This is a genomic window from Elioraea sp. (assembly GCF_051860475.1).
Classification (GTDB): Bacteria; Pseudomonadota; Alphaproteobacteria; order Acetobacterales; family Acetobacteraceae; genus Elioraea.
Genome location: NZ_JBHYDW010000127.1, coordinates 1 through 13,201, shown reverse-complemented (window position 1 = coordinate 13,201; position 13,201 = coordinate 1). Strand labels below are relative to the sequence as shown.

Annotated in this window: 11 protein-coding genes, 1 tRNA gene and 1 pseudogene; 8 read left to right on the top strand and 5 right to left on the bottom strand. The window is 72.9% G+C overall.

Annotated features, from left to right (window positions below; translation table 11 throughout):
• Together ACTIFU_RS18380 and ACTIFU_RS18375 are read right to left on the bottom strand one after the other, a co-directional pair.
• Positions 1–1,328, bottom strand: a pseudogene (locus ACTIFU_RS18380) (transcription-repair coupling factor); the annotation flags it as partial.
• Positions 1,321–1,590 (bottom strand): succinate dehydrogenase assembly factor 2, encoded by a 270-nt coding sequence (locus ACTIFU_RS18375; protein ID WP_439579774.1) that lies wholly within the window; start codon positions 1,588–1,590, stop codon positions 1,321–1,323. The pseudogene ACTIFU_RS18380 and the gene ACTIFU_RS18375, both read right to left, overlap by 8 nt.
• Before the next feature lie 96 nt (positions 1,591–1,686).
• Between ACTIFU_RS18375 and recG the strand changes: the two genes are divergently transcribed.
• The 6 genes from recG (at position 1,687) to ACTIFU_RS18345 (ending at position 9,123) form a co-directional block, all read left to right on the top strand.
• The gene (gene recG, locus ACTIFU_RS18370) at positions 1,687–3,771 is read left to right on the top strand and encodes an ATP-dependent DNA helicase RecG (protein ID WP_439579773.1); all 2,085 of its coding nucleotides are present in this window, start codon (positions 1,687–1,689) and stop codon (positions 3,769–3,771) included.
• Positions 3,772–3,878: 107 nt separating this feature from the next.
• On the top strand, positions 3,879–4,832 hold the full coding sequence (locus ACTIFU_RS18365) for an ABC transporter ATP-binding protein (protein WP_439579772.1): 954 nt from the start codon (positions 3,879–3,881) through the stop codon (positions 4,830–4,832).
• Between the two features lies 1 nt (position 4,833).
• The gene (locus ACTIFU_RS18360; RefSeq protein WP_439579771.1) at positions 4,834–5,568 is read left to right on the top strand and encodes an ABC transporter permease subunit; all 735 of its coding nucleotides are present in this window, start codon (positions 4,834–4,836) and stop codon (positions 5,566–5,568) included.
• A gap of 3 nt (positions 5,569–5,571) precedes the next feature.
• On the top strand, positions 5,572–7,557 hold the full coding sequence (locus tag ACTIFU_RS18355) for a GldG family protein (protein WP_439579770.1): 1,986 nt from the start codon (positions 5,572–5,574) through the stop codon (positions 7,555–7,557).
• Positions 7,558–7,600: 43 nt separating this feature from the next.
• Positions 7,601–8,683: a DUF4340 domain-containing protein gene (locus ACTIFU_RS18350; protein WP_439579769.1), complete on the top strand. Its 1,083-nt coding sequence runs from the start codon at positions 7,601–7,603 to the stop codon at positions 8,681–8,683.
• Between the two features lie 35 nt (positions 8,684–8,718).
• Entirely contained in the window at positions 8,719–9,123 is a 405-nt protein-coding gene (locus ACTIFU_RS18345) for an NUDIX hydrolase (protein WP_439579768.1), read from the top strand.
• Here ACTIFU_RS18345 and ACTIFU_RS18340 read toward each other — a convergent pair.
• The 3 genes from ACTIFU_RS18340 to ACTIFU_RS18330 all read right to left on the bottom strand — a co-directional run bounded on the left by ACTIFU_RS18340 (position 9,054) and on the right by ACTIFU_RS18330 (position 12,633).
• A complete protein-coding gene (locus ACTIFU_RS18340; RefSeq protein ID WP_439579767.1) occupies positions 9,054–9,815 on the bottom strand; it encodes a helix-turn-helix domain-containing protein in 762 nt (253 codons plus the stop codon). The genes ACTIFU_RS18345 and ACTIFU_RS18340 overlap by 70 nt on opposite strands.
• A gap of 94 nt (positions 9,816–9,909) precedes the next feature.
• Positions 9,910–11,772, bottom strand: a complete 1,863-nt coding sequence (locus tag ACTIFU_RS18335) for an ABC transporter ATP-binding protein (RefSeq protein WP_439579766.1) — start codon at positions 11,770–11,772, stop codon at positions 9,910–9,912.
• 90 nt (positions 11,773–11,862) lie between these two features.
• A complete protein-coding gene (locus tag ACTIFU_RS18330; protein WP_439579765.1) occupies positions 11,863–12,633 on the bottom strand; it encodes an SDR family NAD(P)-dependent oxidoreductase in 771 nt (256 codons plus the stop codon).
• A gap of 271 nt (positions 12,634–12,904) precedes the next feature.
• Here ACTIFU_RS18330 and ACTIFU_RS18325 point away from each other — a divergent pair.
• Positions 12,905–12,981, top strand: a tRNA-Pro gene (locus tag ACTIFU_RS18325).
• Positions 12,982–13,000: 19 nt separating this feature from the next.
• Positions 13,001–13,201 (top strand): NADH dehydrogenase ubiquinone Fe-S protein 4 (locus ACTIFU_RS18320; RefSeq protein WP_439579764.1); only part of this gene is annotated, 201 nt, incomplete at its 3' end.

Sequence of the window (13,201 nt, the reverse complement as noted above, 5' to 3'; positions counted from 1 at the left end):
GCGGCGACGCCGCGCTCCCCCCCCCCCCCGGCGAGCGCGATCGCCGTGCGCGGCAGGGCGTCCGTCTCCGGCCAGGCATCGACCGGCTCGGCGGCCGCCACGCCGTGCTCGGCGAGCAGGTGCTTCAGCCGCTCGCGCGAGCCCGCGGTCCAGGCGGCGACGACCACGCGCCGGTGCTGCCCAGCGAGCGCCCTGGCGTGCTCGGCGAGCGCGTCGAACACATTGCCGCCCTGCGCGCGGATATCGGCAAAGACGCGCCCCGGTCGCCCGCCCGCATCCACGACCGAGGCGTCCGCATCCTCGGGCCGGGCGAAGGGGGCGAACTGCACCGTGGTGCCGCGTGCGAGCATCGCGTCCCAGCCGGCACGGTCGAGATAGAGCCGGTCAGGCGGCAGCGGATTGTACGGCAGCTCGCCCTCGGAGAGTCGGCGCAGCTCCGGGTTCAGGCGCGCGGCGTAATGGTCCGCGATCATTTCGAGCCGCGCCTCGAGCGCGGGCTCGGCCTCGTGGTCGAGGCTGACGCGCGCGCCGGGGAGGTAGTCGAGCACGGTGGCCAGCCGGTCGTGGAAGATCGGCAGCCAGTGCTCCATGCCCTGGAAGCGCCGCCGCGCCGAGACCGCCTCGTACATCGGGTCGTTCGCGGCCGAGCCGAACATCTCGCGATAGGCGGTGCGGAAGCGGGTGACGGAGGCCTCGTCGAGGAACACCTCGGAGACGGGCTTGAGCTCGACATGATGCAGTGTCTCGGTCGAGCGCTGGCTGAACGGATCGAAGCTGCGGATCGTCTCGACCTCGTCGCCGAACAGGTCGATCCGCACCGGGTCCTCGCGCCCGGCGGGGAAGAGATCGATCAGCCCGCCGCGCACGGCGTATTCGCCCGGCTCGATCACGGTGTTGGCGCGGCCGTAGCCGTTCGCCTCGAGGAACGCGACGATGCGATCGAGGCCGATGCGGGTGCCGCGCGCGAGCGGCAGCACGGCCTCGGCGAAGGCCTCGGGCACGGTCACGCGCTGCACCAGGGCGTTGACCGTCGTGAGCACGATGCGCGGACCGGCAGCAGGCACCAGCAGGCGCGTCAGCGTGTCGATGCGCCGCGCGGTCAGCTCCGGGTTCGGCCCGACCCGGTCATAGGGCAGGCAGTCCCAGGCCGGGAACTGAAGCACCTCGACCGCGGGGGCGAAGAACGCGAGCGCCTCGGCCATCCGCGCCATGCGCGCGTCGTCGCGGCAGACATGCAGGATCGGCCCGGCGTGCTCGGCGCGCGCCCTCGCGACCAGCCAGGCGTCGTAGCCCTCGGGCGCGCCCGCCAGCGTGATCCGCTCAGCCACGCAGCACCCCTCGGCGCGCCTGCGCCCAGTCCACCATCGCGCGCAGCATCGGGGTCTCGGCCTCCACGGGCACGGTGCGGCGGCCGGTGAGCCAGTCGAACAGGTCCGGGTCGGGCAGGTCCAGCACCGCCTCCAGCGCGTCGAGGCCGGCCTCGTCGATCGCCCCGAGCGTCTCGGCGACGAAGCCGCCGACCAGGAGATCGGTCTCATGCGTGCCGCGGTGGCCGGCGCGGAACAGGATGCGGCGGCGTCTCGCGTCCATGGGCAACAATCGTCTTCCGAACGGCGATAGGGGGCTGCCCTTCCGGCAGCCCCCCTTGGCCTGTCATATACGCGCGGCCTCCGCCCCTGTCAGCCCGTGAGCCGCCCCGAGATCCTCCATCCGCTGTTCGCCGCCCTCGCTTCGCTGCCCGGAATCGGGCTGCGGCGTGAGGCCCTGCTGTCGCGCGCAGTCGGCGGGACGCGCGCGATCGACCTGCTCTGGCACCTGCCGGAGGGGGTGATCGACCGCACCGCGCGACCGCGACTCGACGCGGCGATCCCCGGCCAGGTGGCGACCCTGGAGGTGACGGTGCGGCGCCGGCGCGAGCCGTGGAGCGACGCGGCCCCCTGGGTGATCACGGTCGAGGACGGCACGGGTGAGCTCGACATCCTGCTGTTTGGCCGCGGCGGCGTGCGCGCCGAGCAGCTTCCCGTTGGGGCGCGGCGGCTGATCTCGGGCGAGCTGAAGCTCGATCGCGGCCGGCTCACGATGCCGCATCCGGATTTCATTCTGCCTCCTGAGCGCGCCGATGAACTGCCCGCGATCGAGCCGGTCTGGCGCCTGACCGCCGGGCTCAGGCCCTGGGAGATGCGCCGCGCGGTCGCCGCGGCGCTGGCGACGCTGCCCGACCTGCCCGAATGGGCCGATCCGGCGCTGGTGCGACGCGAGGGCTGGGCCGCCTGGGGCGAAGCGGTCCGCGCGGTACACCATCCGGAGTCCGAGGCCGCGCTCGCCCCGGAGCACCCGGCACGCACCCGTCTCGCCTATGACGAACTGCTCGCCCAGCAGGTCGCACTCGCGCTGTCGCGGCGGCGCTTCCGCACCGTGCGCGGCCGGGCGCTGACGGGCGACGGACACCTGCGCGCGGCCGCTCTCGCCGCCTTCGGCCATGACCTCACGCCCGCGCAAGCAAGCGCGCTCGCCGAGATCGACGCCGACCTCGCAGCACCCGTGCGGATGCTGCGCCTGCTGCAAGGCGATGTCGGCGCGGGCAAGACCATCGTCGCGCTGCTCGCGATGCTGCGCGCGGTCGAGGCCGGGGCGCAGGCCGCGCTGATGGCGCCGACCGAGATCCTCGCGCGCCAGCACCACGCCACCGTCGCCCGGCTGTGCGAGGCGGCGGGCGTGCGCACGGTGCTGCTGACGGGGCGCGAGAAGGGTCGCGCGCGCGAGGCCGCTCTGGCGGCACTCGCGGACGGGTCGGTCGCGATCGCGATCGGCACCCATGCGCTGTTCCAGGAGGCGGTCGCCTTCCACGACCTCGCACTCGCGGTGATCGACGAGCAGCACCGCTTCGGCGTGCACCAGCGCCTGCTGCTCGGCGCCAAGGGCGGCGACGTGGATGTGCTGGTGATGACCGCCACGCCGATCCCGCGCACCCTGCTGCTCACCGCCTGGGGCGACATGGATGTCTCGCGCCTCACGGGCCGGCCGCCCGGCCGCCGGCCGGTCGCCACGCTTGCCAAGCCCGCCGCCAAGATCGCCGAGGTGGTGGAGGCGGTCGGGCGGCGCATCGCCGCCGGCGCGCGCGCCTACTGGGTCTGTCCGCTGGTCTCGGAAAGCGAAGAGACCGACCTCGCCGCCGCCGAGGCGCGCTTCGCCGACCTGGCCCGCCACTTCCCCGGCCGGGTCGGGCTGGTGCACGGCCGGCTCAAGGGGCCGGCCAAGGACTCCGCCATGGCCGATTTCGCTTCGGGGCGGACGGCGATCCTGGTCGCCACCACCGTGATCGAGGTCGGCGTGGACGTGCCCGAGGCGAGCGTGATCGTGATCGAGCACGCCGAGCGCTTCGGTTTGGCCCAGCTGCACCAGCTGCGCGGAAGGGTCGGGCGCGGGACGGAGGCGTCCTACGCGCTGCTGCTCTATGACGAGAAGCTCACCGAGACCGCGCGCAAGCGGATCGAGACGCTGCTCGCCACCGACGACGGGTTCGTGATCGCCGAGGCCGATCTCGACCTCCGCGGCGGCGGCGAGGCGCTGGGCACGCGCCAGTCCGGTCCGCCGCAGTTCCGCCTCGCCGAGATGCCCGCGCACAAGGACCTGATCGCGGTCGCGCGCGACGACGCGGCCCTGCTGCTCGAGCGCGACCCGGACCTCGCCTCGCCGCGCGGTGCGGCGGTGCGGCTGCTGCTCCACCTGTTCGAGCGCGAGGCCGTGATCGGCACGCTGCGCGCGGGGTGAGCCGTCCAGGGTTGACCCCCCGGCCCGTGCGTGGTCCACCCCGGGGCCTTGATGGGCGGGCGGCGGGCTCTAAATCCGCGTCCGCCGGGACGTCCGAGGGAGGCCTGATGACGGTGATGATCGAGGCCGAGGGGCTGGAAAAGCGCTTCGGCCCCGTGGTGGCGGTGGACGACGTGTCGCTGGCGGTCGCCCGCGGCGAGGTGCTCGGGTTCCTCGGGCCGAACGGGGCGGGCAAGTCCACCACGATGAAGATGATCGCTGGGTACCTGACGCCGACGCGCGGCACCGCGCGGCTCTGCGGCCACGACGTGCTGGATGATCCGATCGCGGTGAAGCGCCGCCTCGGCTACCTGCCCGAAGGCGCGCCGACCTACCCGGACATGACGGTCACGGCCTTCCTCGACTGGGTCGCCGCGGTGCGCGGCTTCCGCGGGTCCGAGCGGCGTTCACGGGTCGAGCGCGCGATCGGACTCACCTCGCTGCACGACGTCCTGTTCTATCCGATCGAGGCGCTCTCGAAGGGGTTCAAGCGCCGCGTCGGCCTCGCCCAGGCGCTGCTGCACGACCCCGAGGTGCTGATCCTCGACGAGCCGACCGACGGGCTCGACCCCAACCAGAAGCACGAGGTGCGCCGGCTGATCACGGCCATGGCGCCGGAGAAGGCGATCATCATCTCCACCCACATCCTCGAGGAGGTCGAGGCGATCTGCACCCGCGCGGTGGTGATCGCGCGCGGCCGCGTGGTCGCCGACGCAACCCCGGCCGAGCTCGCCAAGCGCAGCCGCTGGCACAACGGGGTGACGGTCGTGGTCGGCGCCGAGCAGGGCGAGGTCGCCGCCGTCGCGCTGCGCAAGCTCGAGATGCTCGGCACCGTCGAGGTCGGCGCCCGCGGCGCCGACGGCCTGATCTCCCTTTCGGCGCTGGCGCGCGACGGCACGCCCGTGGAAGGACCCGTGCGCACGGCGCTGGCCTCGGTCGGGATCGCCCCGCGCGAGATCTTCATCGAGCGCGGCCGGCTCGACGAGGTGTTCCGCGACCTCACCCTGCGCGAGGCCGCCTGAGATGCGCACGACCTTCATCGTCGCGCGGCGCGAGCTGGCGGCCTACTTCGCGACCCCGGTCGCCTACGTGTTCATCGTCATCTTCCTGGTGATGCTCGGCGCGCTCACCTTCGCGGTCGGCAATTTCTTCGACCGCGGCCAGGCGGATCTCGCGCCGTTCTTCACCTTCCTGCCCTGGCTCTATCTGCTGCTGATCCCCGCGATCACGATGCGGCTCTGGGCCGAGGAGCGGCGCGCCGGCACGATCGAGCTCCTGCTGACCCTGCCGGTGGCGATGTGGCAGGCGGTGCTCGGCAAGTTCCTGGCCGCCTGGGCGTTCGCCGCGATCGCGCTCGCGCTCACCTTCCCGATGGTGATCACGGTCAACGTGCTCGGCACGCCGGACAACGGCGTCATCCTGGCGGGCTACGCCGGCGCGCTGCTGATCGCGGGCTGCTATCTCTCGATCGGGGCTGCGCTCTCGGCGACCACCAAGAACCAGGTGATCGCCTTCGTGCTCGCGACCGCCGTGTGCTTCATGTTCACGGTGTTCGGCAGCCCGGTGGTGGCGGGCTTCCTCGCCGAGGCGATCCCGGCCGATCTGCTGGAGGCGGCGCGCCGGATCAGCCTGATCGGCCGCTACGAGAGCGTGACGCGCGGGGTGATCGCCGTGCGCGACCTCGTGTTCTTCGCCACCTTCATCGGCTTCTGGCTCTACGCCAATGCCGTGATCGTCGATCTGAGGAAGGCGGGCTGAGCGATGGAAGGCACGCCCAAGGTCGCCGCGACCGAGCCCATGGCCGAGACGCGCGCGCCACGCGCCGCGCCGCGGCGGCGTCTCCTCTCCGCGGCCGGACTGCTCGCGGCGCTGATCCTGGTGATCGGCGTCAACGTCCTCGCCGAGACCTTCCTCGCGCGCTACCGGATCGATCTGACCGAGCAGCGGCTCTACACGCTCTCGGACGGCACGAAGTCCGTGCTGCGCGCGATCCCCGAGCCCATCACGGTGCGGCTCTACTACTCCTCGCGGCTCGGACGCGACATCCCGGTCTATGCCGCCTACGCGACGCGCGTGCGCGAGCTGCTGCACGAATACGCCGCGCTGGCCGGCGGGCAGATCCGGCTCGAGTTCTACGAGCCCGAGCCGTTCAGCGAGGTCGAGGACCGGGCGCTCGCCTACGGGCTCCAGGGCGTGCCGGTCGATCAGTCGGGCGAACAGGTGTTCTTCGGCCTCGCCGCCACCAACCTGCTCGACGAGGAGCGGACCATCCCGTTCTTCCAGCCCGAGCGCGAGCGCTTCCTGGAATATGACCTGACGCGGCTGGTGTTCGAGCTCTCCAACCCGCGCCGACCGAAGGTCGGCGTCATGACCGGCCTGCCGATGAACGGCGAGATGCGCGGGCCGATGGGCCGGCCCACCCCGCCCTGGGTGGTGATGACGCAGATGCGCCAGTTCCTCTCGGTGCAGGACGTCGCCCTCGACGTCGCCGAGATTCCGGCCGACATCGATGTGCTGATGGTAGCGCACCCGCAGGGTCTCGGCGATCAGACGCAGTACGCGATCGACCAGTTCGTGATGCGCGGCGGCAAGCTGATGCTGGTGCTCGACCCGCATTCCGAGGCGCAGGCCGCGCGGCCGGGCCCGGGCGGGATGCCGACCCGCGAGACCGCCTCGGACCTGCCGCGGCTGCTGGAAACCTGGGGTGTCCGGTACGACAAGGACCAGGTGGCGGGCGATCTGCGCGGGGCCATGCGCGTGCGTGCCGGCGAGCGCGAGCGGGTGCAGGCGGTGGACTATGTCGCCTGGTTCACCACCTCGGGCCCCGGGCAGATCAACCGCGACGATCCGGCGACGGGGCAGCTGAACCAGATCAGCGTCGCCTCGGCCGGGTTCCTCGCGAAGCGCGACGGCGCGGGGATCACCTTCGAGCCGCTGGTGACCACCTCGCCCGAGGCGGCGCCGGTCCCGGCCGAGAAGGTGCGGCTGGAGCCGAACCCGACACAGATCCTCGCCGAGTTCCGCCCCGGCAACGAGAAGCTGGTCCTGGCCGCACGGGTGCGCGGCGAACTTCCCTCCGCCTTCCCCGACGGTCCGCCGCCGGCCGAGGAGGGGGCGCAGGCGCCCGAACGGACGCAACCGCATCGCGCGCGCTCCGAAGGGCCGGCCAATCTCGTCGTGATCGCCGACAGCGACCTGCTCGAGGACCGGTTCTGGGTGCGTGTGCAGGACTTCTTCGGCCAGCAGGTCGCGACCCCGTTCGCCGACAACGGCGCGCTGGTGGTGAACCTGCTGGATACGCTCTCGGGCTCGGACGCGCTGATCGGGCTGCGCTCGCGCGGCGAGAGCCGCCGTCCGTTCGAGCTGGTCGACGCCATGCGCCGCCAGGCCGAGGCCGACTTCCGCGCGCGCGAGCAGGCCTTGCAGAAGCGCCTGGAGGAGACCGAGGCGAAGCTGCGCGAGCTCCGCCGCGGCACCGGCGAGGCGGGCCGCGCCGATCCGGTACTGACGCCCGAGCAGCGCGCCGCGATCGACGCCGCGCGCGCCGACATCCTCGACACAAGGCGCGAGCTGCGCGCGGTGCAGCGCGACCTCCGCCGCGAGATCGAGGGGCTCCAGACCACGCTCCGCCTCGCCAACATCGTCGCGGTGCCGGTGGTGGTGGCCCTGATCGCGATCGCGCTCGGGTTCTGGCGCATCCGCCGCCGCGCCCGCCGCGCTCACGAGCCGCACGAGGCCACAGCATGATGTGCGCCGGCTCGCGGATCGCGTCGCGGAACGGGAGGAGAGGATGAGGCGAGGCAGGCTCGTGCTGTTCGGTGCCGCGACCCTGATCGGCGCGGCCGCGATCGGCGTCGTGGCGTGGCAGCGCGAACCGCCGCGCACCGAGGCCGCGATCATCGACGCCCCGGTGTTCCCTGACATCACCCCGCGCCTCGCCGCGGCCGAGCGGATCGAGGTGCGCCGCCACGACGGCACGGTGACGCTGGAGCGTCGCGACGGCGCCTGGGGCATCGCCGAGCGCAGCCACTACCCGGCGCGGGCCGAGCGCGTGCGCGAGGTGTTCACCGGCCTCGCAGAGCTGCGGCTGATCGAGGAGCGCACCGGGAACCCGGACCTCTTCTCGCGGCTCGGGCTGGAGGACGTGACCGTCGCAGGCGGCACCAGCCAGTTGCTGACCGTGACGGATGCCCAGGGGGCGACGATCGCCGAGCTGATCGTCGGGCGGCGGCGCATACCCACCCCCGGCCACCAGCCCGCGGCGATCTATGTCCGCCGGCCGGGCGAGAGCCGCACCTACCTCGCCGAGGGGGCGCTGCGGCTGGACACCGACCCGATGCTGTGGGTCGAGCGCGAGGTGCTGGACATCAAGCGTCAGCGGGTCGCGCGCGTGACGGCGCGGCGCGCGGGCGCCGAGCCGGTGACGGTGGTGCGCGCCGATCCTGCCGCCGAGCATGCCGCGGTCGCCGAGCCGCCCGACGACTTCAAGCCCGAGCAGCACAAGGTGGACGACCTGCCGCGCGCGCTCGAATGGTTCAGCTTCAACGACGTGCGCCCCGCGGCGGAGCTCGCGAGCGCCGAGGAGACGGGCGAGGCGAGCCTCGTCACCTTCGACGGGCTTTCGCTCACGATCCGCGTGGTGAAGGCGGACGACAAGCGCTGGGCGATCGTCTCCGCCTCCTGGGCCGAGCCCGCCGCGCCGCCGCCGGAGAACCCGCCCGAGCAGCTCCGCACGCCCGAGGCGGCGCGCGAGGAAGCCGAGCGGCTGGCGCAGCGGCTCGCGCCCTGGGCGTTCCAGATCGCCGACTGGAAGGCCGATGTGCTGACCTACCGGCTCGAGGATCTCCGCGCCGCGCCGGAGAGCCCCTCCTGATCCCCCGCGACTACCCCACCCTGCCGCGGGTCGGGGTGGGCGTGGTGTTGCTGCGCGGCGACACGGTGCTGCTGATCCGTCGTGGCAAACCGCCGCGGCTGGGCGAGTGGTCGCTGCCCGGCGGCGCGCAGGAACTCGGCGAGACCGTGCAGGAGACCGCGCGGCGCGAACTCGCCGAGGAAACGGGGCTTGCCGCGGCCGGCGGCCTGGTGCTGCTCGACGTGATCGACTCCATCCAGCGCGACGACAGCGGGCGCATCCGCTTCCACTACACGCTGATCGATTTCGCCGCGGAGGCGGGGCCGGGCGATCCGGTGCCGGCCGATGACTGCGCGGGGGCTGTCTGGGCGCCGCTGGCGGCGCTGCACGGTTACGCGCTCTGGGAGCGCACGCTGGACGTGATCGCGCGCGCCGCACGGCTGCCGCGGCCGATCGGCTGAGGCTCAGACGCTCGCTGCGGGGTCGGGCCGACGGGCGGCAACCGATCCGCAAGCCGATTCACGCCGAGGACGATCCCGCCAAGCCCCGCGAGCACAAGAGCGGCGATGGCCGCAGCGCCAGCGATGCCAATCAGCGTGAGTGCGTCGGTGCGGGCAACGGCACGCTCCATGGGCCCTTGGGGGAGGCTCGCCAACTGATGCAAGCCGATCGCTGCAATGACCGCCGCCATCGCCAGGCGCCAAAGCCCGACGCGGCGCAAGGCTGTTCCGATCCACATCGATCGGACCTCCCGGGAGAACGATGCGGCCACCGGCAACCTCCGGCATCCCATGGCAACCGCGTCTGCCGCCTCCTTGTGCAAGCGCCCACTGACGGCTCCGGCCGGGGCGGCTTGACGCGGCTCAGGCGGTGTGGCCTTCGGCCGACCTTCGGTCGCCGGGCCGGAGGTTCCAGGGTGCGAGTTCGCCGATGCGGCTGATCGGGTGCGCGGCGCGACCCGTCGGCCCTCCAGCGCCAGCGCGACGATCCGCTCCACCACCTCGGCAGGCGTGGTCTGCGGGTGGCCGCGATGGAGCGGCGGCAGATCCTTCAGTCCATCGAGCCCGTGCGTCCGAAAGCGCCGCCGCGCCACCTCTGTCGCCGGGTCGCGCCGGTCATTCCGCCCCGGCTTCGCCGTCTGGACCTCTCCCATCCTCCCCTCCCATCCGTGCCCGCATCATTGCAGGGCTGGATCGTCAAGAGGACAGCTGACGCCCGAGGGGCGACCGCATCGGCCAGGGTCCACTCTACGCCGCCGGATACCCGATGCGCCCCGCGCCTTCCGGCTCGTCGATGAACCCGCCCGACTGGCGCGCCCACATCCGGGCATACACCCCGCCGCGCTCCAGCAGCGCGGCGTGGCTGCCCAGCTCGACGACCTGCCCCGCCTCCATCACCACCAACCGATCCATCTTCGCGATCGTCGAGAGCCGGTGCGCGATCGCGATCACGGTCCGGCCCGCCATCAGCCGGTCCAGGCTTGCCTGGATGGCGGCCTCGGCCTCGCTGTCGAGCGCACTCGTCGCCTCGTCGAGGATCAGGATCGGCGCGTCCTTCAGGATCACCCGCGCGATCGCGATGCGCTGGCGCTGCCCGCCGGAGAGCTTCACGCCGCGCTCGCCGACCTCGCTGTCGTAGCCGCGCCTGCCGTCCCAGTCCTCGAGGCCGAGGATGAACTCGTGCGCCTCGGCGCGCTTGGCCGCATCGATCACGGCTGCCTCCGACGCCTCTGGCCTGCCGTAGCGGATATTGTCGCGGATCGAGCGGTGCAGCAGCGAGGTGTCCTGTGTGACCACCGCGATCTGCTGGCGCAGGCTCTCCTGCGTCACACGCGCGATATCCTGGCCGTCGATCACGATGCGCCCCGATTCGGGCTCGAAGAAGCGCAGCAGCAGGTTGATCAGCGTCGACTTGCCGGCCCCCGAATGCCCAACCAGCCCGACCCGCTCGCCCGGCGCGATCGCGAGGTCGAGGTCGCGGATCACGCCGCGGATCGTGCCGTAGCCGAAGGTGACGCGCTCGAACGCGATCCGCCCCTCGGTGACGGCGAGCGGCACCGCGTCCGCCCGGTCGGGATTGCGCAAGGGCTTGGCGATCGTCTCCATCCCCTCCTGCACGATGCCCACGTTCTCGAAGATCGTGGTCACGCTGTCGGCCACCCAGCCGGCGTTGCGCAGCATCTGCCAGGTGAGCGGCAGCACGGCCGCGACCATGCCGACCTCGATCAGCCCGCGCGCGGCCAGCACCACCGCGAGCGCGGCCGTGGCGGTCACCATCAGCGCCGAGGCCGTCCAGAGACAGAGTCCGAACAGCGTGATCATCCGGAGCTGGCGGTGGAACGTCGCGGTGTGCGCATCGATGCCCGACCGCACGAACGCGTCCTGGTCGGCCGCGCGCGCGAACAGCTTCACGGTCAGGATGTTGGTGTAGGTGTCGACGATCCGGCCCGTCACCAGCGAGCGCGCCTCGCTGGTGGCCTTGGAGCGGTCGCGCAGCCGGGGGACGAACCAGCGCAGCAGCGCGACGTAGAACACCAGCCAGACCAGCATGGGCAGGGTCAGCACCGGCTCGAACGACGCCATCATCGCCACCGAGCCCACGCCGTACACCACGAGGTACCAGACCGCCTGGGCCGAGGCGACGACCGACTCGCGCAGGGCCGGGCCGGTCTGCATCACCCGCGTGGCGATCCGTCCGGCGAAGTCGTTCTGGAAGAAGCTCCAGCCCTGGCGTGACACGTGCCAATGGCTCTGCCAGCGGATGCGATTCGTCACGTTCGCCGCGATCACCTGGTTGGTCAGCACCGACTGGGTCAGCAGCGCAAGCGGCCGGCCGAGCAGCATCACCGCCGCCATGGCGGCGAGCTCGGGCCAGGCGTTCGCCCACAGCGCCTCGCCCGGGTGGGTCGCGAGCAGCGTGACCAGCCGGCCCATGAAGAACGGCACCAGCGTGTCGAGCACGGCGACCACGCCGACCACCGCGAACATCGCCGCGAAGGGGCGCTTCGCCTGGCGGATGAAGTGCCAGTAGAACGCGGCGAGCCCCGGCGGGGGCACGGCCTCGGGCGCCGCCTCGGTGGGCGGGATCAGGCGTTCGGCGGCGCGCAGCATGGGCGGTGCGTAGCGCGGCGCCGGTCGGCGCGCCAGCGTGTGCACGGCGGTGTGAGGGGGGCGGCTCGGCCACCCTGCCCCGCCGCCGCGCTACGGCATCAGCAGCCCGCCGTTCACCTCGATCACCTGGCCGGTGACGTAGCCGCTCATCGCCGCCGAGCAGAGGAACAGGAACGCGCCGACGCACTCCTCCGCCGTGCCGACCCGGCGCATCGGGATCTGCGCCACCGCGGCGGCGAGCATGGCGGGCGGGGTGGTGCGGTCCTGCAACGGCGTCGCGATCACGCCCGGCGAGACCGCGTTCACCCGGATGCCCTCGGCCGCCACCTCCTTGGCGATCGCCCGGGTGAAGGTGGCGACGAACGCCTTGGACCCGGCGTACAGCGCCGAGCCTCCGCCGCCGCCGGTGCGCGCCGCGACCGAGCTCACAGTGACGATCGCCCCGCCGCCCCCCTGGCGCCGCAACTGCGTCACCGCCGCACGGCAGCCGGCGAGCACCGGATGGATGTTCACCGCCACCTGGCGCGCGAGCAGCGCGTCCTGCGTCTCGGCCAGCGGCCGGCGCTCGATCAGGTCGCCGGCATTGTTGATCAGCACGTCGAGCCGGCCGAACCGGGCGACCGTCTCGGCGACCAGGCGCTCGACCGTGCCGGGCTCGGCGACGTCGCCGTGCAGCACCACCGCCTCGCCGCCGGCGCGGGCGATGTCGGCGGCGACCGCGTGCGCCTCCGCCTCGCCGGTGCGGTGGTGCACGGCGACGCGCGCACCGCAGGCGCCGAGCCCGCGCGCGACCGCCGCGCCGATGCCGCGGCTCGATCCAGTGACGAGGCAGGCCTTGCCGGCGAGGTCGTCGATGCGCATGGCGGGCGGTCCTTCGCGGTGCGGGACGGCAATGGCGGATCGCGGGCGGCCCGGCAAGCGTGCCGGCGCGAAGGCGAGCGGATGCGGCGGCGACGCGGGTTCCCTCTCCCGCGCGCGGGAAAGCGTCAGGGTTCGTGTCGCCCGTTTCCGGAGCCAGGCCGCAGCGGTTCCCTCTCCCGCGCGCGGGAGAGGGACAGGGTGAGGGCACGGCGCGACCACCACCGCGGCGCTTGCCGCGGCGCGGGCGCATGACTAGGGTCCGCGCCGTTGGCGGGGCGTAGCGCAGCCTGGTAGCGCGTCTGCCTTGGGCGCAGAAGGTCGTCGGTTCGACTCCGGCCGCCCCGACCATCCTGGAGCACAAGGGACGATGCGGGCGCGGATCAGCAGGCCACCGAAGACGGCGATGCAGTCGGGCTGGGCGAAGACGCAGGACTGGGTGCTGGAATACGTGGCGAACGAGAAGCGCGTGGCCGACCCGCTGATGGGCTGGATCGGCTCGGGCGACACGATGTCGTCTCAGGTGCGGCTGCGCTTCCCGACCAGGGAGGCGGCGGTGGCCTATGCCGAG

Bases quoted from the DNA above. Each gene is read 5' to 3' on its own strand.
- ACTIFU_RS18375 (WP_439579774.1), bottom strand. From the start codon at position 1,590: ATGGACGCGAGACGCCGCCGCATCCTGTTCCGCGCCGGCCACCGCGGC.
- ACTIFU_RS18365 (WP_439579772.1), top strand. From the start codon at position 3,879: ATGACGGTGATGATCGAGGCCGAGGGGCTGGAAAAGCGCTTCGGCCCC.
- ACTIFU_RS18360 (WP_439579771.1), top strand. From the start codon at position 4,834: ATGCGCACGACCTTCATCGTCGCGCGGCGCGAGCTGGCGGCCTACTTC.
- ACTIFU_RS18355 (WP_439579770.1), top strand. From the start codon at position 5,572: ATGGAAGGCACGCCCAAGGTCGCCGCGACCGAGCCCATGGCCGAGACG.
- ACTIFU_RS18350 (WP_439579769.1), top strand. From the start codon at position 7,601: ATGAGGCGAGGCAGGCTCGTGCTGTTCGGTGCCGCGACCCTGATCGGC.
- ACTIFU_RS18340 (WP_439579767.1), bottom strand. From the start codon at position 9,815: ATGGGAGAGGTCCAGACGGCGAAGCCGGGGCGGAATGACCGGCGCGAC.
- ACTIFU_RS18335 (WP_439579766.1), bottom strand. From the start codon at position 11,772: ATGCTGCGCGCCGCCGAACGCCTGATCCCGCCCACCGAGGCGGCGCCC.
- ACTIFU_RS18330 (WP_439579765.1), bottom strand. From the start codon at position 12,633: ATGCGCATCGACGACCTCGCCGGCAAGGCCTGCCTCGTCACTGGATCG.